The 20,268-nt window shown below is 41.5% G+C and carries 23 protein-coding genes and 1 tRNA gene; 14 read left to right on the top strand and 10 right to left on the bottom strand.

From position 1 onward, the window contains the following. Positions 1-6: 6 nt before the first annotated feature. The 4 genes from ACSX1A_RS00630 to ACSX1A_RS00615 all read right to left on the bottom strand — a co-directional run bounded on the left by ACSX1A_RS00630 (position 7) and on the right by ACSX1A_RS00615 (position 3,822). Positions 7-1,137: a trans-sulfuration enzyme family protein gene (locus tag ACSX1A_RS00630; RefSeq protein ID WP_439881667.1), complete on the bottom strand. Its 1,131-nt coding sequence runs from the start codon at positions 1,135-1,137 to the stop codon at positions 7-9. A 350-nt stretch (positions 1,138-1,487) separates the two neighbouring features. Further along, positions 1,488-1,733 carry an ATP synthase F1 subunit epsilon gene (atpC, locus tag ACSX1A_RS00625; RefSeq protein ID WP_439881666.1) on the bottom strand — a complete coding sequence of 82 codons (246 nt, stop codon included), beginning with the start codon at positions 1,731-1,733 and terminating at the stop codon, positions 1,488-1,490. A 96-nt stretch (positions 1,734-1,829) separates the two neighbouring features. Then, the gene (gene atpD / locus ACSX1A_RS00620) at positions 1,830-3,341 is read right to left on the bottom strand and encodes a F0F1 ATP synthase subunit beta (protein ID WP_439881665.1); all 1,512 of its coding nucleotides are present in this window, start codon (positions 3,339-3,341) and stop codon (positions 1,830-1,832) included. Between the two features lie 250 nt (positions 3,342-3,591). Next, positions 3,592-3,822, bottom strand: coding sequence for a hypothetical protein (locus ACSX1A_RS00615; RefSeq protein WP_439881664.1), 231 nt, complete (start codon positions 3,820-3,822; stop codon positions 3,592-3,594). 317 nt (positions 3,823-4,139) lie between these two features. Between ACSX1A_RS00615 and ACSX1A_RS00610 the strand changes: the two genes are divergently transcribed. Together ACSX1A_RS00610 and ACSX1A_RS00605 are read left to right on the top strand one after the other, a co-directional pair. Then, positions 4,140-4,346: a hypothetical protein gene (locus ACSX1A_RS00610; RefSeq protein ID WP_439881663.1), complete on the top strand. Its 207-nt coding sequence runs from the start codon at positions 4,140-4,142 to the stop codon at positions 4,344-4,346. 124 nt (positions 4,347-4,470) lie between these two features. Then, a tRNA-Gln gene (locus ACSX1A_RS00605) sits at positions 4,471-4,543 on the top strand. Between the two features lie 135 nt (positions 4,544-4,678). On the opposite strand, the gene ACSX1A_RS00600 is transcribed toward ACSX1A_RS00605, so the two are convergent. Next, the gene (locus tag ACSX1A_RS00600) at positions 4,679-4,999 is read right to left on the bottom strand and encodes a hypothetical protein (protein ID WP_439881662.1); all 321 of its coding nucleotides are present in this window, start codon (positions 4,997-4,999) and stop codon (positions 4,679-4,681) included. 287 nt (positions 5,000-5,286) lie between these two features. Here ACSX1A_RS00600 and ACSX1A_RS00595 point away from each other — a divergent pair, with 287 nt between their 5' ends. The 7 genes from ACSX1A_RS00595 (at position 5,287) to cap12 (ending at position 9,969) form a co-directional block, all read left to right on the top strand. Next, positions 5,287-5,691, top strand: coding sequence for a hypothetical protein (locus tag ACSX1A_RS00595; RefSeq protein WP_439881661.1), 405 nt, complete (start codon positions 5,287-5,289; stop codon positions 5,689-5,691). A gap of 80 nt (positions 5,692-5,771) precedes the next feature. Continuing rightward, a complete protein-coding gene (locus tag ACSX1A_RS00590; RefSeq protein WP_439881660.1) occupies positions 5,772-6,071 on the top strand; it encodes a hypothetical protein in 300 nt (99 codons plus the stop codon). Positions 6,072-6,107: 36 nt separating this feature from the next. After that, positions 6,108-6,716 (top strand): hypothetical protein, encoded by a 609-nt coding sequence (locus ACSX1A_RS00585; protein ID WP_439881659.1) that lies wholly within the window; start codon positions 6,108-6,110, stop codon positions 6,714-6,716. Between the two features lies 1 nt (position 6,717). Beyond that, the gene (locus ACSX1A_RS00580; RefSeq protein ID WP_439881658.1) at positions 6,718-7,407 is read left to right on the top strand and encodes a GNAT family N-acetyltransferase; all 690 of its coding nucleotides are present in this window, start codon (positions 6,718-6,720) and stop codon (positions 7,405-7,407) included. 161 nt (positions 7,408-7,568) lie between these two features. Continuing rightward, positions 7,569-7,934 carry a type ISP restriction/modification enzyme gene (locus ACSX1A_RS00575; RefSeq protein ID WP_439881657.1) on the top strand — a complete coding sequence of 122 codons (366 nt, stop codon included), beginning with the start codon at positions 7,569-7,571 and terminating at the stop codon, positions 7,932-7,934. Positions 7,935-7,984: 50 nt separating this feature from the next. Beyond that, positions 7,985-9,043, top strand: a complete 1,059-nt coding sequence (locus tag ACSX1A_RS00570; protein WP_439881656.1) for a nucleotidyltransferase domain-containing protein — start codon at positions 7,985-7,987, stop codon at positions 9,041-9,043. Continuing rightward, a complete protein-coding gene (gene cap12 / locus ACSX1A_RS00565) occupies positions 9,040-9,969 on the top strand; it encodes a CBASS system CD-NTase-associated NAD(+) hydrolase Cap12 (protein WP_439881655.1) in 930 nt (309 codons plus the stop codon). Before ACSX1A_RS00570 ends, cap12 begins: the two co-directional genes overlap by 4 nt. A gap of 97 nt (positions 9,970-10,066) precedes the next feature. On the opposite strand, the gene ACSX1A_RS00560 is transcribed toward cap12, so the two are convergent. Then, positions 10,067-10,303: a hypothetical protein gene (locus ACSX1A_RS00560; RefSeq protein ID WP_439881654.1), complete on the bottom strand. Its 237-nt coding sequence runs from the start codon at positions 10,301-10,303 to the stop codon at positions 10,067-10,069. A 309-nt stretch (positions 10,304-10,612) separates the two neighbouring features. On the opposite strand from ACSX1A_RS00560, the gene ACSX1A_RS00555 reads away from it, so the two are divergent. The 5 genes from ACSX1A_RS00555 to ACSX1A_RS00535 all read left to right on the top strand — a co-directional run bounded on the left by ACSX1A_RS00555 (position 10,613) and on the right by ACSX1A_RS00535 (position 16,895). After that, entirely contained in the window at positions 10,613-12,193 is a 1,581-nt protein-coding gene (locus ACSX1A_RS00555) for a hypothetical protein (RefSeq protein WP_439881653.1), read from the top strand. Positions 12,194-12,963: 770 nt separating this feature from the next. Further along, positions 12,964-13,491 (top strand): hypothetical protein, encoded by a 528-nt coding sequence (locus tag ACSX1A_RS00550; RefSeq protein ID WP_439881652.1) that lies wholly within the window; start codon positions 12,964-12,966, stop codon positions 13,489-13,491. Positions 13,492-13,691: 200 nt separating this feature from the next. Then, positions 13,692-16,196 (top strand): PAS domain-containing sensor histidine kinase, encoded by a 2,505-nt coding sequence (locus ACSX1A_RS00545; RefSeq protein WP_439881651.1) that lies wholly within the window; start codon positions 13,692-13,694, stop codon positions 16,194-16,196. After that, positions 16,189-16,578: a response regulator gene (locus ACSX1A_RS00540; RefSeq protein ID WP_439881650.1), complete on the top strand. Its 390-nt coding sequence runs from the start codon at positions 16,189-16,191 to the stop codon at positions 16,576-16,578. Before ACSX1A_RS00545 ends, ACSX1A_RS00540 begins: the two co-directional genes overlap by 8 nt. Before the next feature lie 38 nt (positions 16,579-16,616). Beyond that, positions 16,617-16,895 carry a hypothetical protein gene (locus ACSX1A_RS00535; RefSeq protein ID WP_439881649.1) on the top strand — a complete coding sequence of 93 codons (279 nt, stop codon included), beginning with the start codon at positions 16,617-16,619 and terminating at the stop codon, positions 16,893-16,895. A 146-nt stretch (positions 16,896-17,041) separates the two neighbouring features. On the opposite strand, the gene ACSX1A_RS00530 is transcribed toward ACSX1A_RS00535, so the two are convergent. The 4 genes from ACSX1A_RS00530 to ACSX1A_RS00515 form a co-directional block, all read right to left on the bottom strand. Further along, positions 17,042-17,389: a hypothetical protein gene (locus ACSX1A_RS00530; protein ID WP_439881648.1), complete on the bottom strand. Its 348-nt coding sequence runs from the start codon at positions 17,387-17,389 to the stop codon at positions 17,042-17,044. Positions 17,390-17,432: 43 nt separating this feature from the next. Next, on the bottom strand, positions 17,433-17,672 hold the full coding sequence (locus tag ACSX1A_RS00525; RefSeq protein ID WP_439881647.1) for a hypothetical protein: 240 nt from the start codon (positions 17,670-17,672) through the stop codon (positions 17,433-17,435). Positions 17,673-17,981: 309 nt separating this feature from the next. Next, on the bottom strand, positions 17,982-18,512 hold the full coding sequence (locus ACSX1A_RS00520; RefSeq protein WP_439881646.1) for a hypothetical protein: 531 nt from the start codon (positions 18,510-18,512) through the stop codon (positions 17,982-17,984). Continuing rightward, the gene (locus tag ACSX1A_RS00515) at positions 18,509-19,930 is read right to left on the bottom strand and encodes a hypothetical protein (protein ID WP_439881645.1); all 1,422 of its coding nucleotides are present in this window, start codon (positions 19,928-19,930) and stop codon (positions 18,509-18,511) included. The genes ACSX1A_RS00520 and ACSX1A_RS00515 overlap by 4 nt, the downstream gene beginning before the upstream one ends. Between the last annotated feature and the right edge of the window lie 338 nt (positions 19,931-20,268).

The raw sequence follows: 20,268 nt of genomic DNA, 5'->3' as shown, positions 1-20,268 counted from the left end.
AAGAATTTATACTTCTGCCAAAGCCTGCTCCAGGTCAGCGATCAGTTCTTCGGCCTCTTCTATGCCTACAGAGAACCGGATAACTCCTGCAGTTATACCTTGTTTCTCTCGCAGCTCATTACTTAAAGATCGATGGGAAGTACCAGCAGGATATGATATCGAAGAGTCAACGCCGGCTAACGACGGAGCAAATGGAATGTTCTTAAGTGCTCTCATGAAACGATTTACAGCCTCAGCCTCATCCTTGATTCTAAAACTTAACATTCCACCAAAAGCCCCACGCCCCTGTGTCTTTGCCAGTTCATGCTGCGGGTGCTCCTCCAAACCCGGATACCATACTTTCTCCACTTTCGGATGCTGTTGCAGGTAGTTTGCGATCGTGAGGGCATTGCTGCTGTGCTGCTTCATACGCAGGCGCAGGGTCTTCAGCCCGCGTGCTGCCAGCCATCCTTCAAACGGACTTAGGTTAAGGCCATAGGTCATCATCACTTTAAGAACACGTTGCAAATCGCTCTCTGTACTACACACCACCACACCTGCAGTCACATCGCTATGCCCCGAAATGTATTTTGTAATGCTGTGGATCACCAAATCAGCGCCCAGTAACAAAGGCTGAGTAAGTACGGGAGTAGCAAAAGTGTTATCGATTACCAGCTTTATACCTTGTTGCTTTGCCGCATTTGCCAATCGCTCCACATCCAGCACCTGAATCAGTGGGTTGCTCATCGTTTCAGCTAAAAGCATCTTTGTCTCAGGGCGCACATGCTGCCTTAAATCATAGATCTCTTCCATCGGTACATACGTTACTTCAATCCCGATGCGCGTTAGTTCCTGGCTAAGCAAAGCCGATGAACCACCATAGATCTCTTCGGCACAAAGTATATGGTCCCCGGCTTTACAAATGGCCAGAGCTGCTGCCAGTATAGCCGACATTCCGGAAGAAGTAACCACAGCCCCCACACCCTGCTCCAGTGCATTTATCTTACCAGCAAGCTCATCAGTGTTCGGATTACCGTAACGTGTGTACATGTAGCTCTGCCCAGGCTCACTAAAGTATGTCTCCAGTGCATTCAGGTCTTCGAAAGCGAACACAGAGGTTTGGTAAATCGGCGATGTTTTAGGATGGATGTTTGACATAAGGCACTGTTCTAAATTTGCTCTAAGTTAACTATTATGTTGAGCTCTGAAAACAGATTGGCTTTCGAGAACCGGGTAAACTAAAAATCTTCATTTATTAGTAAGTTACTCCACCCTAATAATTTGTAGCAAGCAAACTTTATAAAGTAACAGCTGCTTTAGCCAGTCTGCACAAAGAGTTCGCGACAGTAATGACAACAGATGAAATACTAAACAAGCTCAATATCTTAGAGCAGGATATGCAGGTAGCCATGTAAGTACCTCCTTTTCCCGGCCTGTTAACTTGTTATAAACAAAAACGCCTTCTGCTCTTTTAAGAACAGAAGGCGTTTTTGATGTTTTTATATTAACTACACAATCACAGACTCTGCAAGTACAATGATCTTGTTGTTTAGCACTTCTACCACACCACCGTCAACAGTATAGAACTCCTGGCCTTTGTTGGTAGTGACACGGATCTGGCCTCTATCTAAGGTGCTGATAAGCGGGGCGTGCGAGTCAAGAACCTCGAAAGAGCCGTTGGCTCCCGGGAACTGTGCAGCAACTACCTCTCCGGCAAAAACCTTTTTATCAGGTGTGATTATCTCTAAATACATTTCTTTTAGATAAGAGTTAAAAGTTAAAAGTTTAAAGTTGAACGCAGGTATACCCTGTTTTCAACTCTAAACTCTTAACTCTAAACTAATTTAAATCTATTTTGCTTCAGCAAGCATTTTCTCACCTTTCGCAACAGCGTCTTCGATAGTACCTACAAGGTTGAAGGCTGCTTCAGGAAGGTGGTCATACTTACCGTCCATGATCTCGTTAAAGCCTTTGATAGTGTCCTTGATATCAACAAGTACACCTTTAAGGCCTGTAAACTGCTCTGCTACGTGGAACGGCTGAGACAAGAAACGCTGTACACGACGTGCTCTGTGTACTACCAGCTTATCTTCATCAGAAAGTTCGTCCATACCAAGGATGGCGATAATATCCTGAAGTTCTTTGTAACGCTGCAGAATTTCTTTTACACGCTGTGCAGTATTGTAATGCTCATCACCTACAACATCTGGAGTAAGGATACGTGACGTAGAATCCAGAGGGTCTACCGCAGGGTAGATACCAAGCTCAGAGATTTTACGGGAAAGTACTGTAGTAGCATCCAGGTGAGCGAAAGTTGTCGCTGGAGCAGGGTCAGTTAAGTCATCCGCAGGTACGTAAACAGCCTGTACTGACGTAATTGAACCACGCTTTGTAGAAGTAATACGCTCCTGCATTGCACCCATTTCTGTTGCCAGCGTAGGCTGGTAACCCACCGCAGAAGGCATACGACCAAGAAGGGCCGACACCTCAGAACCTGCCTGAGTGAAACGGAAAATGTTATCAACGAAGAAAAGGATATCACGACCAGCATCGCTTGAGCCAGGCTCACCATCGCGGTAGTACTCCGCCATTGTAAGACCAGAAAGCGCCACACGTGCACGCGCCCCAGGAGGCTCGTTCATCTGTCCGAACACGAAGGTTGCTTTAGACTCCTTCAGTTCTTCCAGGTCTACTTTAGAAAGATCCCAGCCACCGTGCTCCAGAGACTCAAGGAAAGCCTCACCATAGCGCACGATACCAGCCTCGATCATTTCACGAAGTAAGTCGTTACCCTCACGAGTACGCTCACCTACACCGGCAAATACAGAAAGACCACCGTGTGCTTTCGCGATGTTGTTGATCAGTTCCTGGATCAATACGGTTTTACCTACACCGGCACCACCGAACAATCCGATCTTACCGCCTTTAGAATAAGGCTCGATAAGGTCAATTACTTTGATACCTGTATAAAGCACTTCAGAAGAAGTAGCAAGGTCCTCAAAACGAGGAGCAGATCTGTGGATTGGCAAACCACCAGTGCTCACTGGCTGCGGAATACCGTCAATGGCTTCACCGATTACGTTGAAAAGACGACCTTTAATGCCTTCTCCTGTTGGCATTTTAATAGGGCCTTCCAGGTCAATTACATCAACACCACGGCTAAGACCCTCAGTTGAGTCCATCGCAATGGTACGTACGCGGTCCTCTCCAAGGTGCTGCTGACACTCCAGTATTACTACCTGGCCATTGTCTTTCGTCACTTGAAGGGCATCCAAGATATTTGGTAGCTTAGAGTTTTCACCAGCAAAGCTAACGTCCACTACTGGACCGATAACCTGGGTAATTCTGCCAATATTCGCCATCTGACTTTATTATATTGATTAACTAGTGTTACGGAGTTATTTCAGGGTGCAAAACTAATAGATAAATCTCTTATATCCATACAAGACACCAAAAAGTTTTACCCTCTTTCAACAGAACACACCTGTCATCTTCCTATTGAAGGTATCCGGTTGTTTTAAATAGTAAAGTCCAGCGCAGGCATAAAGCAAAAGTGAGCAGCTAAACACCCTCTCCTATTAAAAAAGACCTTCTGAGGGGTGGCTGTTCTTCTTATAGACTTTTGAGCAACTCTATCTGATCGTCATTCAACAGGATATACCTGTTGTTAAACGGATTAGCGTAAAATTTCTCACAGATCACATACTCCCCTGACTTTAGCTTATGTATATTATAGCTAAAGAGGCTGTTTGAGCGTTCGATCACGAGTTCAGTAGTACTAAGATCGAGTTGTTTACCACACGTAGTGGTAATTACGTCAGGGTTAGTTATAATGGTAGGCATATATCGGATTATAAAACTATTGCCATTTCCTTTACGCACATTATACCTACAAGTGACATTAGGTGTGCATAAAAAATGAATTAATTTCCTGAGATTTTCTATATAAAAGCAGCACATTAGCTGCGAACATTTATAGAGTATGGTTCTGCTGCACTCTTGTCATACATAAGAGATTACTTTTTGATTATGTTTAAAATGCCAGACCAACTGTAACAACCGCCTGCAACAGCAAATACAAACTAACCTACTCCCTGGTCTTTTGGATAAGAAAATAAGAGAAAACTTAAAGGGATGGGCATTTAAATTGATCAAATTTAATGTTCCTCTTTTACCTTTCTGGCTTTTACCAGAAAGGTGTAATGGTATCGGTAGAAAGAGAACAGCAGGCAGACTTTGAGAAAGCTTTGCAAAATAAAGGAGTGAATTTCACACAATTAGGTAAAACAACGGCCCACTACTGGCACTTAGATGGCAATATTTTGGAAGGCATTAAGGTGCTAAAAAGCACTACGATACAGCGCTAGAGCAGATTTTAGATTAAAAAAACTAAAAAATTTTAGAGCAATTGTTTGCAGTTTAAAATCGTCTCTCTATCTTTGCATCACCAAACGACGAAGGGGCTACGGCAACAACGTTTAGTAGGAAGATTGTCCGATGGTGTAACTGGCAACACGTCTGATTTTGGTTCAGAAGAGTCCAGGTTCGAGCCCTGGTCGGACAACTTAAAAAGCCCTTAGAGCAATTCTAAGGGCTTTTTTGTTTTCTACGGGAAACAATATGTGCAACATTTCGGAAACTGTGTTACAATATTTGGTATTGTAACAATGAAAAAAGAATTCATAATTTTCATTTGGATTCAATCCAGATCGAAAGGCGTATCATTCCACTCTACCCCCGTACCATAACATTCATCACAGCCAGTGCCACCGCAACCAATGCATGTATCTCTTTTATCGATGAACATCCATTCGGTATCTGGTACAACTATATGGTTTAACCTTTTGCCAGTGTTATCCACCTCGAAGTATACGCCATCTTTTTTTGCTACCAGCCGATCGTCTTCACGGTATTCTAAATAATCAAACTCCGCACCCAACACCACCTGATTATCAAGTAAGTTGTAAATCCCGTATTTCCCTCCCATTTCCAGCTTCACCAACATTTTACTACTGTGCAAGTAGCTGTACTTTAGCACTTTCATCATCATATTTTTTTCATTTATATATAAAAAAGCTCTGCTTTTGTGCCAAGGGAGTGCCATGTTTTGGATATATAAAAATAAACAGACACAGATACCTATGAAGTACAAAAGTGTGAAACTGAGAGAGGCATCATATCATAAGTTACTGTATATCAAATCATTACTTGAACAAGAACATTCGATTTACCTCAACCGCAGCCAAACGCTACAATATTGTTTAAATAACTTATGTAGCATGTTGGAAAAATTAACCCCGAAGAAAGATGAAAACAACTAAAATATTTGGAAGCGAACCTATCGCTGTAAATGAAACATATGAGTACGAGAATGCTATCGCCAGATACAATTTAACATTCGTATCGGAAGAAGAGATAAGCACTAAGTATGAAATTCTCTGCCATGTTGATCAAGTTGCAGGAGCAATTTCGGAGGAGATAGATGCGATTGTCAGCCCAGATCAATGTGATATACTTGACCTAACCCTTTGTGCTTATGAAGTTAAAGATTTTTTTGGAAAAATCTTTTATCTGACCAGTTATACCGTTAAGGTGGAATTAGCAGAAATACTTTTTACAGAAATTCCGCAGTTAGACGATACAATTCAGCTTCCGTTTTTCGATGTATACGAGCGCAAGAGGGTAGTAAAAAGCTTTAACAACTTCAGCTAAATTCAAACAAAACAATATGTGTTGTTTGAATCAACTGTTTCTGGAAACAAGAATAACATACAAAAAAGAAGATACGATGAATGAAACAACCAATAAGAACGGAACGACAATTACCAAGTGCTTTTACCTACCGCAATAAAGAAAACACATATAAGATCGAACTGATCGATCTACCACTTTCGCCCTCAACTGAATATGATTTTGTGTGGGACGCATATAGGTTAGAATGGCATGTAGAACACACTATAGATACTTGGGCTGAGCCAGTTCGTGACGAAACACTCTTTCTGGTTGTTTGCATTATAAACACACTGAATGACAGTGCTTGCTTGCTTCTCACCAGTCATGTCGTTACGGTAGTAGTTTCTGCTGAAGAATAACTTTCAGCGTTTATTCCATTTATCTATATTGTACCCATGTCAGCACCGAATGCGAGTTCTAATTTTGAATGGCTTTGCGAAGAATATAATATCAGCTTACTGAAATTTATATTTAGTAGCGAAGCCATTTATGCTATATGCGCACTGGAGAAAGAAGATGATATTGATAAGTTCATACTAACCAAAACTGGTTTGATTGCAGGATCACACGATCCAGCGAAATACTTCTACAGATTAATTGGTGATGATACGCTACAAGTACCGAACCGAGGTGACACCTTATCGTGGGCTACAGAAGCGTTAAAACTTGTAATTGAACCAACGGATGTTTTCGATTTAAATAGCCTAATAATACGGATTACCAACCACGGATTAAACAAAGACACGATCCAGCGCATCGTATATTTCATGCAGTTGGTTAATACGCACCGATACCAGACTGACCATAGAGTTTTGGGGAATTTGCTAACTATACCTTCTCTGAAAGCCATCCAACACATTTACAGCGAGTACATTTTTTGGGATAATATACCCAGATCGGTTACTTTCGAGAAACAGTTAAACCAGGTTAATCTTTACCAATTTGTAGTAGATTTAAAACTTCTTGTTGAAGCATTTGCTTCAGCATTTGAAGTTGAATCGTAATATGACCGACAGAGTAATTGCAAAGTACATTTCTTGGCTAAATAATGGTAAAAACTGCGATCGTATCTCCACCAGACAGATCGCATCAAATGTTTATTTAGCGAAGGTTTGGGAGCGGAAACCGATGATGAATGATGATCATCATATGCTTCCTTATGAATTCTTTTTTATTCAAAACCAAGAAGGGAAATATGTCGCTGCGATACTGAACATGGGATCTGATCTGCACTGGTACGTAGCAAGCAAACATCGGGGGAAAGGCTATTTATCCACTGCTTTACAAGAAGCTGTATTGCCTTTTATCTTTCAAATGAAGGATGAACAACGAATCACTATCAACCAAAATGCTTCTGGCGAGAAAAATTACCGAAGCTCCAGAAAGGTGGCAGAAGCTGCAGGTTTCAAAGCTATAAACCACCAAGCGACAGAGTTTATATTACACAAAGATGATTTCGATTGGCGCAGCGATAAGCTACATGAGCATAATTCAGGTGTCAGTGAACAACGCATCAAGGATCTCCGAAAGCGTGTAAGGTACGCATCCGCCCTGTTGCTACAGGTGAGCAATGAATTGGAGATGAAATTCGGTGATGACGATGGTATGAAGGATGTCATAGAAGAATTGGATACTTACCACATGAGTAAAATTGAAGATTTAATGTGGGAGCATTTGCGTAATTCCCAACTATAATTTGAAGCTGATATTTTGAAAGAAGTATTAGCTTTTTTCATCATACGCATATCCGTAGGTTAACTGCTACCATTAATTCTTATTATATTACGGGTAATTAATATAATAAACCCTGTAATTGGTGAAATCAGGGTTTTCCAGTTATAGCTTTCCGAAAACAGATGAATTTGCAATCCTACGTTGATATAGTCAACACCAGATATAAAACTGGATACTCCAGAGAACACAGCTACCGTAGCGACCTTCAAACGCTTATTTCTACCATCGTTCCACGATATGAAAACGGTAACGTCTACATCAACGACACGCAGTATTTCGCTGACGTGCCACAGACCGCATGGGAATTCTATATTGGTGGATACCAGCCAGCGCAGAAATGGTTAAAGGACCGCAAAGGCAGAGAATTAAATTTCGAAGATATTCTACACTACCAGAAGATCATCGTTGCGCTTACCGAAACCGATAAGCTGATGCAGGAGATAGACGAAGTGTTTTCTGTTAACTCTACTGAAGAAACCACCGCATAAGTTCTCAAGCTGCTATCGCACCGTAACCAATCACCAACAATCATCATCCTATGAGCAGAAATTACATCCAGCTTACCGAAAGTATAAAAGGGAGAATTAATCCTGATAAAGTTCCTTTCGGATATTCATACAGAAGCGATATCTCAACGGTATCATACAGCGATGTTTTGGTATACATCAGAACTGCCATGAAAGGCGTAGAACCCGAATATACCCAGAAGAGCAAAGATGCAGGAGAAGCTGTTAAAAGACATCTTAGCGGTGTTCTTCGTAACGTAACATACCGCTACCAAGGATCAGTGATGACCAACACCCACATCAGAGGACATAGCGATATTGACTTGCTTACGATCAGCGATAAGTTCTACCAATACGGTTATGCTGAAATTAACGACATTCTCAATACACCCGAGCGCAGGAACGGTTTCAAAGATACTTCCATCAAAAAGCTTGAACAGGAAGTTAGTAACAGTTCTTACAGTGGCAATACGTTGGAAGATTTGAGAACCATACGGTTGGACTGCGAAAACACATTATCAGGGCAGTACAGCATCTGCGATACTGGGAAGCCGAAAGCAATAAAGATCACAAACAAAAACCTTAACAGAGAGGTCGATGTGGTTGTCGCAAACTGGTATGATGATGCCATGTCCATTATCAACGACAAAGGAGATTTTCGTGGCATCCAAGTTTACAACAAAGTGGAACACGTTCAGGGTCCGCAGAATTACCCTTTCCTAAGCATCAATAGGATCAACGAGAGAGGTGCGCTGACCAACGGGCGATTAAAGAAGATGATACGGTTTTTGAAGAACCTTAAGGCAAGTTCTGATACGGACATCGAACTATCCAGCTTCGATATAACTGCGATATGCTATGATATAGACGTTAAAAAATATCAGAATCAGACCTTCTACCAACTTGTACCTATACTGTATCACCAGATCAAAAGCATCTGCACCGACAAAAACCACTCAGATAATGTTATCTCCGTTGATGGCAGAGAATATATTTTTAGATACCATCCTGAAAAGCTAACGGAGTTAAAGGTATTGCTGGTGGAATTGGAGCGAGTATTTTTAGACTTGGTGAACAACGTGAAGTTATGAGAAGAAAACGTATTTTCATCGGTTCTTCTTCCGAGGAAGCTGGATTAGCAGAAACCGCAAAGACTATACTTGAGAAAGATTTTGATGTAGTGATCTGGAATGATAACGTTTGGGATACTGCGGTCTTCAAAATCAACCAGAATTTTTTGAATGACCTGCTGAAAGCTTCACTTCGGTTTGATTTCGGTTTACTGCTCGGCACGAAGGACGATAAGGTTACGTATCGTGGCAACGAAGTACTCCAGCCCAGAGATAACGTGCTTTTCGAGTTAGGCTTGTTCATGGGCAGGTTAGGTCTAAACAAGTGTGCCTTCGTGGTAGACAAAGAACTCAAAATCCTGTCGGACATAACAGGCATAAGTTTAGCTCGGTTTTCAGAAGGCGATAACGATAGCTTTGTCGCTGCGATCGAACAAGTTGGGGAATTCTTCAGACACCAAGTAGATGGGGATATAAATTTCTTTCCTTCATCCACACTGGCTTCGGTCTATTTTGAAAATTTGATAAAGCCCACGTGCCGATACCTGATCGAGAATAATGGTTTAGAGGTAGATGGCGTAAAGTATACACAGTATAGTATAAAGGTCATCATACCAAAAAAAATCCACAATGATTTGAATCTGCAGTATGAACGCCTGAAGCGTAATTACAACACCAAAGAGCTGACTTTTAATTACGCTGGAAGACCACGGAACATCAGCATAGAAGCAGAGATAAAGGATAACATCCTGTATTTTATAGACTTTCCGACAATCCTGTCTGGTATTAACTACGCAATCTCCAATCTGTTGCCATCAGACTTTAACATCATGAGCGCAGATTACGAAGCTATCCTAAGCAGAGAAATCGAACGATTTATCTCCACGCTAAAGCACCTTTCGGTTAGGGAAGGATTCGATGAATTAATCAGCTACCAACGAGTTTAGTAGGGCGATGTTTACATCGCATTAACAAGAAACTGCAACAAAAAATGGAAGCACAAACTGCTTCCATTTTTCTTTTATGGCATACTAAAGCTCGGACTTACTTTAATATATCAGTCAACTTATTCTTTCTGTCCTGTGATATTTTGAAGGCTGTAATTGCTGCGATATCTTCTTGCACCCATACATTATTCTTCGCCCATTCGCTGGTATCATCCTTCATCGCCTGCTTCACTACAACCCTTTTCAGGATACTCTCCGTGCCCGTTAAGACTTGTGCTTCATAGTACTCGTCTACGAGCGTACCGATGCTTTCTGTGCTTGTGTCATCAACCATATTCTTTCTTGTTTAAAAGTATATATCCAGAAACATCGGCTTCCTATAGCAATACCAGAGCATCGAAAAATATACAACATAATGATATAGTATAACTTACTTTATATACCTATATAAAATCCTATTAGTGTAGTAGCATAAGAGAGTGTTTTAACTATTTCTACCATCTTACTTGATTATTTGAATTTACATCCAAAACACATATAAAATATAGTTATATCAGATTTAAAACATCCTAAAATTTAAATGTATAAACATTACGTGGAGGCATACACCGTGTAGATATATAATTTAAATACAATAAATCGGATGAAATCACAAGAAATAGAATTTTATATACCAACCAATGTAGACGTAAAAGAAATACTAAAAAAAGAGAAGAAATCAGTTACGTACTTACAGAAACAAGTCGATAAATACCACTGGTTTTTGAATGCTTTATACCTGCGAAGCATACTTAACAAGAAGAATGATCTCGGTGATTTCATACCGATGAATAGCCAGTACATGAACAAAATTCTGGGATCACGTTATTCGGAGGATGTGAAACGATATCTCTTAAAACATGGCATCATCGAAACAGACCGTGATAGCACTATCGGCATTAAAAGCTACGGGTACAGACTAACTTCAGCCTATCAGGTGCGCCACTACAGAATACTGGCTGACAGCAATACTGTATTCATTCAGAAACTGAAAGCATCCAAAGTGAAAGCAGTATCCAGTATGGATGATGTTACAAGATATACCTACTTTCATTTGAATAATCTGGGTATATACCGAGCTGATGCCGAGCAATACGTGGAACAGTGGTATCAGCAAAACTATCTGGTCATGAATCCAAAGTTGCTGAAACGCCTGAAAAAGAAAAATCAAAAGCGCAGAAGGGCAGAAAGCAAAGCAGCCAAAAAAGGTATTGTAACTCAATACCCACCGTTCACTTACTACGAGATGCTCGACATCATGCGAGATAATTACCTCTACCAAATACGGGCGATAGATGAAATGCTTTGGCTGCCAGTACGGGATGGCAAAGGGCGTAGAATACATACCTGTTTAACCAACATGTGGAAAGAACTACGTCAGTTCCTTTATTTAAAGACTGCTCACGACACGCAGATTGTTTCGATAGATTGCTCCAACAGCCAGCCTTTTACGCTGGTTAAAATCATACTGGAATACTTCAAAGGCTCTAACGAAATGCCCGATGATGTACACCATTATATCGACCTTGTTCGCACAGGTAAGCTGTACTATTTTATGTGCCAAGAGTTGGGCATCACCGATCCAGAGGATATCGCATCTTTCAAAACCGAAATGTTTTCAAAGGTATTCTACTGCGAAACTGAAAAGAGCCTTTATACACCCGAAGCCACCACGTTTTTAAGATTCTTTCCGACAGTCTACCAGATCATCATCGCTGAGAAGAAGTATACCGACAAACTGTTAATAGTAAGAAAGGATATCTATAAGCAGTTAAGTATTGAAATGCAGCGAGTAGAAACGAAAGCTGTGGTTGATGGGGTGCTAACACACCTGATGAACAAATACGGGGGTATGGTATGGGCGAATAGCATTCACGATGCGATGCTGATCCCCTCCGATTATGAAGCCGAAGTACGTGGGCTGATGCTCCAATACTATACTACAGTCGTTGGCATTACACCTCACCTGAAGCATGCGGAGAATGTAAACGTTGTAAAGGTTGCACCAGCGAACGCCAGCATGGACGAACTACCCGATACTACGCCATTAGACGAGCTTAGGCAGCACTTCGATGCATGGTTTAATTCAGCATCCTACCAAGATTCGATAGCCCCCAAACAGCCCGAAATCGATTATAGGGTAAGTGAAAGAAAAGCTTCGATCAAACGTGGTATCGTCTGGTAAACGCTACCACTCCACCAGACGATTCCACGCATATCATAGTAACGCTTATTTGATATCGTACCAGACACAAAGATTTTAGATGCAAATCTAACAAAAACCAAAATTGCACTAATACAATATAATTAAAATCGTATAATATATTTGTCATACCATCGAAACCAAGTTTCATAGACAGACATAATAGCGATTTTTGTATCTAAAAATGCTTATTTTGGTTGCTTCACGCTATTGCACACCAAATTTCACAACAGCAAATTGAACACTACAAGGAATGTGATTTTTACAATGAACATTTCATTTACTTGTCCGTTTAAAACCACGAACATGCAATAATTTAAAAACCTACCGATGGATAATAAGCCAGTAATACAACCCAACATCAAGTACTTGTCAGCACCTGATTGAAACGTTTACTAACCAAGGTGATTTGGCACAATACCGTTCATGGAAGTAGCAACTTCCAGAAATTTATCGAGATCGAGAAGGAGAAATGTTGTTATGATATGGCTTTTGCTCGTGCCGACAATGCTATGAACGCTTGGGTGGGGCAACCAGGTAAGCCTCTACAAGAACCGATAAAACACCCGAAAACTGCGAAAATCAGGCTTAGTTTCTCAAAATGTTTCACATACTGAAACAAAAATGCATTTAAATGCCCATATGGTGCATTTTAGGTGTCCTTTATAGACAACCGAGCAGTTTAGCATCAGAATTCAGGTTCAACACCGACCGTAGCACTCGCAGCATAACAACATTACACATTACCCAATATGATACAGGTAGACATTCAAGATACTATAAATCTTGTTTCAAATTATGACGATGCACTCGTGCACGAAGACGACATCATGATGATGTTGAACATGCACGTAAGACGTAACGCATCCAAGAAGAACGCATTGGAAACCGACATATTAAACACTTTCCAGACAAATTTTGAAGCCTTTAGAAAGAAGTGGTTCTCTGCGTTACTCAAAATTCAGTTAGAGCAAACACGCATCGAGGAAGCTGATTTACCCAAACATCTAACGGAATATCGTTACTCTGTGCAAGGCATCGTGAAGGTTTACAGAGATGTATTAAGCAAAAAGGTACATCGCAAAACTATCAACGACCACATGACACCTGACCAGCACGGCTTTAGCAAACTGAAGAAGATTTCACTTCCTCATGAATATAACAGCGTGTTGGAATCAGATTTGATAGAGTACTTCTATAATGTTTCAGGCAAGAAGATTGATCCAGCAAAAATCAGAAAGTACCACTACAAATCACCAGTGAATGAAAACTACAACTGACTGGCATTACCCTCTACATATGACTTTCACTAATACTATCAGATTCAAGCAAATAGCATGAGTACTCAACAAAAAAGTCCTATATTTGTCACTCCATATTAATTAGCAGAGCAAAGGTTGGCACAGCTTCCTGTGCTTGAGAACAAAACTTAATTTTACCCATAGTGACCTTTTATCAAAGTCCTCTCGATTTTGCAAAGATGTTAGCGCACGCCCCAGATATTTTTGGGTGTGTTGATCGGGAAGGAATAATCATCTTCGTCAACGAAGCCTGTAAGGGCATCACAGGATACACCAGCACAGAACTCATAGGCAGAAACTACCTTGACTTCGTTCACCCTGATGACCACATGCACACTATCGCAGCCGTGGAGGAAGCCTTTGAAACCAGCAGGAAAGTATCCTTTGAGAACCGCTTTGCTCACAGAGATGGACATATAGTCACCGTTCACTGGTCGGGCATCTGGTCAGAAGACCAGCACACACTCCACTGCATCGGGCGTGACATCACAGCGCAAAAGATCCAGCAGACACGCTTGCAGCAGAGCGAGCAATACTACCGAGCTTTGTTTGACAACAGTCCTGACATAATGTTTGTCGAGGACAGGAATGGTGTTATTACGAAGGTTAACCAACGATTCCGTGCTGCCTTCGGTGTGAGTGATCAGCAGATTATCGGCTCTCACGTTTCCCGTGTTCTTCTCCCTGAGATGGCTTTCGTCAATGAGATCAGTTTAAAGCAAACGCTGTTAGGCAAAGCCACGAGATTCGACCTTGAGTTGGAGCAGCATGGAGAGACAAGAGTATTTGACGTAGAGAAACACCCGATCGTAGTAGACAACGAAATCGTCAGGGTTCAGACGATCGCAAAGGATATCACACCCATCGTCCGCTCCTACACTACCATACAGCAACAGGCACATGAACTGAATACCATCTTAGAGAGCATCACGGATGCTTTTATCGCACTCGACAGCGAATCGAGGTTTACGTATGTTAACTCCGTATTCGCCAAGCACGAAGGCTATAAGAAGCATGAGATGATCGGCAGGTGTATTTGGGAGGTGTTCCCGAGAATCGTCTCTTCCTTGTTCCATAGGAAATGTCATGAAGTCGCAGCCAGTGGTGCACCTGCTCACTTTGAGGAATATTTCCCCCACACTGGACTGACCTATGAGTTCAGCATTTATCCCTCTGAAAAGGGAGTGTCAGTTTACTTTATCGATGTAACAGAGCAGAGGAAAACCAAGCAGGAACTTGAGAAGCTTTCCTTGGTTGCCAGCAAGTCAACCAACGGAGTGGTGATTATGAACAATGAACGCAGGATTGAGTGGGTGAACGAGGGCTTCACAAGGCTCACGGGGTACACCCTTGAAGAAGCGATCGGGAAAAGACCAATTGAGTTTCTGGCGCACGAACAGACAGATTTGGCTGCTCTGGATTCTGTGAGGGAGCAGCTACTTGATAGAAAGCCTGTATTTTATGAGGTGCTAAACCGCACAAAGTGCGGAGAAGAACTGTGGCTATCGATAGAGAACGTTCCTGTTCAAGATGAAAACGGAGAGACTGTCCAGTATGTAGCTATCCAGTCTGACATCACAGAGAGGGTGAAGACACGCAAGGAGCTGCAAAAGCTTTCGCTGGTGGCAAGCAAGACCAACAACAGCGTGATCATTGCCGACAAGGACTGGAAGATTGAGTGGGTGAACGATGGCTTCACGAAGCTTATGGGCTATACGATGCAGGAGGCGGTCGGCAAACGACCATCAGAGTTTCTGCATAACCACAACACGGACAGAACCGCCTACGAGGCTTTGGAGGCAGAACTGCTTAGTGGCAAGCCCATCAGCTTTGAAGTCATTAATGTCACAAAAGACCAAGAAGAAGTTTGGGTTAAAGTTGACATAACCTCTACCTTTGACAAGAACAACAAACTGGAACAGTTCATCGAAGTACACACAGACATCACAGCTCTTAAGGAGAAGGAGCTTGAGCTGTCGAGGCTGGCACAGGATCTGTACAGGCAAAACAAGGACTTGCAGCAGTTCACCTACATCGTCTCCCATAATCTCAGGGCACCCGTGGCGAACATTCTTGGGCTTGCAGGTCTATTAGATAAGGTTGGTAAAGCCTCTCCTTTGTTTAGTAAATCATTGAACAACCTTCAAGAGAGCGTACTTAGGCTTGATAATGTCGTGAGAGACATGAACACCATACTAAACATTAGAGACAGCAAGATCACTTTAGAGCGGGAACAGGTGGACGTTAAGCTTATCATGCAACAAGTGCTGCACTCTTTCCAAGACCAGATAAGTGAGTGTGGGGGTGAGTTCGTTGATCTCTTACAGGAAGGTTTACTTGTGAATGCTAACAAAGCCTACCTTTACAGCATCTTACAGAATCTGCTTTCAAACGCTATCAAGTACAGGTCAGAAGAGCGTGTTCTCCAAGTTCGAGTTAGAGGATGCGCCAACGCTGTGCATGGTGTCAATGTCGAATTTTCTGATAACGGATCTGGTTTCGATATGGAAAAGGCTGGTGATAATGTGTTCAAGCTTTACAAGCGTTTCCACACAGACCAAAAAGGCAATGGTATAGGCTTATATCTGGTAAAGGCGCACGTTGATGCAATGGGTGGCACCGTGGATGTTAACAGCTATGTTGGAGTAGGCACAACGTTCAATGTACACTTCCCGAATGTCTAAATTGAAAATTTTTATAATAGACGATGATGATCTGTGCCTTTTTTTAACTCAGACTTTGCTTGAGTTGGAAGAAGCAGCACTCGAAGTTAGATCTTTTCTCAATGCCAAAAGCGCATTGCAAGCATTGGAAGACGATGATTTTATCCATCTGCCAGATGTCATCTTACTGGACTTGAATATGCCTGTTATGAGTGGTTGGGAATTTCTGGATGCGTTGGCAGGATATGGCTCAAGGATTCCAGCTTCATGCAACGTATACATCTTATCTTCATCCGTAGCCCCCACTGACGAGCGAAGGGCAAAAGAGTACCCTATAGTTTCGGGTTATTTTCAAAAACCGATCGAGAGCGAAAGCATAAAGCGTATACTACAGACACACTAAACGAATAAGAATTTATAGTGAACACAGTTTTTCAGAGAGTGTACCACGACAATTTGCTGGCGTGGGCATGGACGAGCGAGAGGCAGCAGAACAGGGTAATCCGCAATCCCGATACAGATCAGTTACTGGGGGCAAGGATTGTCGCACCAGAAGGGAGCGAACTGACCATGGAACTGAGCCTTGCCATCAAGTACGGCATCACAGTAAAAGAACTCGCCTCGGCACTGCACCCGTACCTGACCTTGGCAGAAGGCGTGAAGCTGGCAGCGATGTCCTTTACCAAAGACGTGAAGAAAATGAGTTGCTGCGCTGGTTAATGGCAGCAAAAACAATTTTGCAAAGAACTATCAATCTGTGTTCACGAAAAGGAACAGGGTAAAAGAAAAAGGTGGTCGGGAGACATTAAGATCACCAACCACCTTTTAACAGCAGCCTTTTAGGGTTTCTTTATGTGAAGAACTGCTTAATCATTCCTATCTCTTGGTGTTGTTGAAATGTTGTTGTTTGGATCGATGGTAATATCGTATTCATAGCACTCGCTCATTTGCACACTTTCCACGTACTCAACTTTGTCAACCGTAACGGTAAAAGTGATCAAACCTGCATCGTAGCCTCTGAAATCCGAGGTTGAGCCAGTCGGGACATTGTTCAGGTTCTCAGTGCTTCCACCTGATGTTTTGATCTGCACGCTCGCATCGTCCGTGCCGTTATTGATTATTCTCGCTCTCGGCTTTTCGCCATCGCACTTGTCACAGCTACTAAGCGATACGATAGACAGCAGCAGCACCATTAAGAAAGGTATTCGTTTCATGTAATTTATTGTAGTTAAGATTCTCTGATGTAGAATAGACCGCCTAAGCTGGCGTAAACATTTTCCGTAGTCTGCTTACTCCACTTGCATCGATTTCTTCTCCTTCTCCGCAAACTGCCAATAGGGTTGCCATGATGTTCTCTTCATTGACAAACATTCGGTCTTTGTACAATCCGCCCTTAAAGAAACGACAGTAGAGCCGTTCACCACCTATGGAGGTGAGTACAATCAAATCGCAGTCGTTTGACTCAATCTTCTTTAAAAACTCAATTAGTGCGCTCACTTTCTCTAAGGTTTATGTTTTGTATCTACAAACTTAACGCATACAATAATTAAAATTGGTAAAAACACGGAAAATAAAATTCACAGGTAAAAGCTACTAATTGAAAAGGAAATACTACCAAATTCGGCAACCACCAATGGTTCACTAACATAATCTTCACGCTAAACTGCATTGACTGAGGCGTAGCATTCGCTATTTTTTTCGTGCTGCGCACTTATTCAGCAATACCAGACTTAGTTTAAGTGTTATAAGTTCGTGATCGTTATCAGAAGTACACTCAGGATCCTGAAGCTGGCGAGGTAATCAACCTTATAATTTGTGGCTGTCTTGTAGTGGTTTCTTATATGCCATCGGTCTTATCAAATCAACGTCCAGTTTTACACCTGTCTGCAAATAAAAATATTCAAGCAATTCATTTTCTAAGACCGATGCATATTCATTCGGTAGTTGCTTTAGTGGTAGGATGCTATTCTTTTGCTTGTTCAGTGCCTGCCGTGATATCTTTCTATTGGCAAATTTATCATAGAACACTTGGATGTTTGCAAGGCTATACCGATACTGGTTAGTAGAATCTAAGTTAATACCCTGCTCAAGCATCTCCTTTTCGATTTCTTCCTCGATCATCAACAACGTAGTTACAATCTTACGTTTCGCCACTGTTGTAGCTACCGTTAAGCGACCAATTAACTCAGACTGCGACACTTTTAGATCCATTGATTTCCTCTGAAGGAAACTTTTTACAACGTAATTAATGTCCACATCATCTTGCTTCTGCACGGATAATTCATACAGAAGCTTGAGATGACTTAGGTACAACGCATTCTTATCTTCAATTTTCATGCAGACAAAGATGCGAAATATTGCGAATCTATTTTCTTAAACATCTTATCCTGTTTCTTCACAACGAACTGGTTCATTACTTCGCTTGAGATGTCAAAATATCTCTTAAAAGCAGGTGAGTTAGCAGCATGCCCAGACTTCTTTTTGATCATTTCTTGGTTCTCACCAGCGATAAGCATACACGTGATAAAGGTGGATCGGGCATCGTGGCTGGAAAATCTGTTATATAGGTAGTCATACTCCACCTTTTTCTTTTGTCTTATGGTGGAGATGAACGGTACTTTAACTGTGAGATCTCGAACAAGTAACTTGTCGCAGTTTTCAAGTACTGGAGAAATCTTCTCTAACACCCCTCCTTCTCGAAGCTTCTCGATGTACGTTGCCAAAAGCTTAATCACTTCTTTTAATTGACGATTATATACCTGCTCTGTTATATCATTTGGAATGACACGTCCGTTAGCCAACATTCCTTTATACTTTTTGATAACGGAAAGAGAAAATGCCGTTTGAATATGCTTGGTGTCGGTGTTAGTTTTCTCATGCGTGATGTCCATTTTGGTGTAATCATGGTTAAAGTGATACCTCCTAACCTTCATTAAGTCACCAACTCGCAAGCAATTATCTGTTTGAAAGCAAAATAGATCTCTCGTTCGGTCTAAGTGCGGTTCAGAGATTGGCATCTGTTGTAGGATGTTGTATTCATCGTTAAGAAGGTAGACTACTGTTTGACCAGTAACGTTTATCCGCTTCCACTTCTTTAGGTTTAGTCTGGGGATATCTATGACTTCTTCGTCATAAATGTACAGGAGAAACGATTTTAGGTTCTTTATCAACTTGTCGATCGAAGAATCAACTTGCATTTTTGCGTAGAGATAATTTTTCAGATCTACATAGAAGTCCCCACCGATGTAATTCCAATCCGAGAGGCTTTTACCCTGCGATACTTCAAAATCTTTCAGGGTGTTCAACGTATTGTTGTACTGCTTTATAGTCTTCGCTGATATCGCACCACCTTTGTGCGTGTATCTTCTTGGATTATCACCAGAGGAATGATCAATTACAAGTTGACATACATCCAGTAAGCTATACACCTGTTTAACCTCAGCTGTAGCTTCGTTTTGCATCTCGTTACGCAACAACCTCATAAGGTCATCTCTTGTATCGCTATCCGAAAGCTGATCCAATTTGGTCGAAATTTCAAGGTATAAATCACCGATAATCTGGTTATATTCGTTTGCTTTCTCTTTTGTGATTTTACCATTTGGTACTACTCGTTTGATAGCATCACTCCAGTTCTCACATGGTATGTACACGCCAGTATTCTCCCGAATGACCTTACGCCCAACGCTACAACTTATGTAGATTGTAACATGCGTATTTTTACCATTTACTCGTGCTTTAATTTTGGCTTCTTTCATAACTTCATTTACTTTTGCATCCGAAATAGAATTTTCGATGTTTCACAGCACCAAACTTCTGCTTGTTCGTGCTACATCGTGTGAAACAATGACACGATAAACAACATGTGAAACATTTAATGTAAACTTACTGAAATAAATGAAACCAATCAATAGCACGAGATGTGCCATTGCGTAGCTTTAGACAACATATTAAAAATTAATGTAACCCTGCTGTGGTAGTGTTCTTTGAAAGTTAGTTCTGGTCGGACAACTTAAAAAGAACAACATCCGCAACGGGTGTTGTTCTTTTTTGCTTATACAGCAGGTGTAAGTAATTAAATATCAGAAATATATCG

Source organism: Pontibacter sp. MBLB2868 (genome assembly GCF_051904785.1).
In the GTDB taxonomy this organism is placed as follows: domain Bacteria; phylum Bacteroidota; class Bacteroidia; order Cytophagales; family Hymenobacteraceae; genus Pontibacter.
The sequence above is the reverse complement of the archived record's forward strand: the minus strand, read 5'-3'. Positions and strand labels throughout refer to the sequence as shown.

Coding starts and splice junctions, on each gene's coding strand:
- ACSX1A_RS00630 (WP_439881667.1), bottom strand. CDS start 1,137: ATGTCAAACATCCATCCTAAAACATCGCCGATTTACCAAACCTCTGTG.
- atpC (WP_439881666.1), bottom strand. CDS start 1,733: ATGTATTTAGAGATAATCACACCTGATAAAAAGGTTTTTGCCGGAGAG.
- atpD (WP_439881665.1), bottom strand. CDS start 3,341: ATGGCGAATATTGGCAGAATTACCCAGGTTATCGGTCCAGTAGTGGAC.
- ACSX1A_RS00615 (WP_439881664.1), bottom strand. CDS start 3,822: ATGCCTACCATTATAACTAACCCTGACGTAATTACCACTACGTGTGGT.
- ACSX1A_RS00610 (WP_439881663.1), top strand. CDS start 4,140: ATGTTCCTCTTTTACCTTTCTGGCTTTTACCAGAAAGGTGTAATGGTA.
- ACSX1A_RS00595 (WP_439881661.1), top strand. CDS start 5,287: ATGAAAACAACTAAAATATTTGGAAGCGAACCTATCGCTGTAAATGAA.
- ACSX1A_RS00590 (WP_439881660.1), top strand. CDS start 5,772: ATGAAACAACCAATAAGAACGGAACGACAATTACCAAGTGCTTTTACC.
- ACSX1A_RS00585 (WP_439881659.1), top strand. CDS start 6,108: ATGTCAGCACCGAATGCGAGTTCTAATTTTGAATGGCTTTGCGAAGAA.
- ACSX1A_RS00580 (WP_439881658.1), top strand. CDS start 6,718: ATGACCGACAGAGTAATTGCAAAGTACATTTCTTGGCTAAATAATGGT.
- ACSX1A_RS00575 (WP_439881657.1), top strand. CDS start 7,569: ATGAATTTGCAATCCTACGTTGATATAGTCAACACCAGATATAAAACT.
- ACSX1A_RS00570 (WP_439881656.1), top strand. CDS start 7,985: ATGAGCAGAAATTACATCCAGCTTACCGAAAGTATAAAAGGGAGAATT.
- cap12 (WP_439881655.1), top strand. CDS start 9,040: ATGAGAAGAAAACGTATTTTCATCGGTTCTTCTTCCGAGGAAGCTGGA.
- ACSX1A_RS00560 (WP_439881654.1), bottom strand. CDS start 10,303: ATGGTTGATGACACAAGCACAGAAAGCATCGGTACGCTCGTAGACGAG.
- ACSX1A_RS00555 (WP_439881653.1), top strand. CDS start 10,613: ATGAAATCACAAGAAATAGAATTTTATATACCAACCAATGTAGACGTA.
- ACSX1A_RS00550 (WP_439881652.1), top strand. CDS start 12,964: ATGATACAGGTAGACATTCAAGATACTATAAATCTTGTTTCAAATTAT.
- ACSX1A_RS00545 (WP_439881651.1), top strand. CDS start 13,692: ATGTTAGCGCACGCCCCAGATATTTTTGGGTGTGTTGATCGGGAAGGA.
- ACSX1A_RS00540 (WP_439881650.1), top strand. CDS start 16,189: ATGTCTAAATTGAAAATTTTTATAATAGACGATGATGATCTGTGCCTT.
- ACSX1A_RS00530 (WP_439881648.1), bottom strand. CDS start 17,389: ATGAAACGAATACCTTTCTTAATGGTGCTGCTGCTGTCTATCGTATCG.
- ACSX1A_RS00520 (WP_439881646.1), bottom strand. CDS start 18,512: ATGAAAATTGAAGATAAGAATGCGTTGTACCTAAGTCATCTCAAGCTT.
- ACSX1A_RS00515 (WP_439881645.1), bottom strand. CDS start 19,930: ATGAAAGAAGCCAAAATTAAAGCACGAGTAAATGGTAAAAATACGCAT.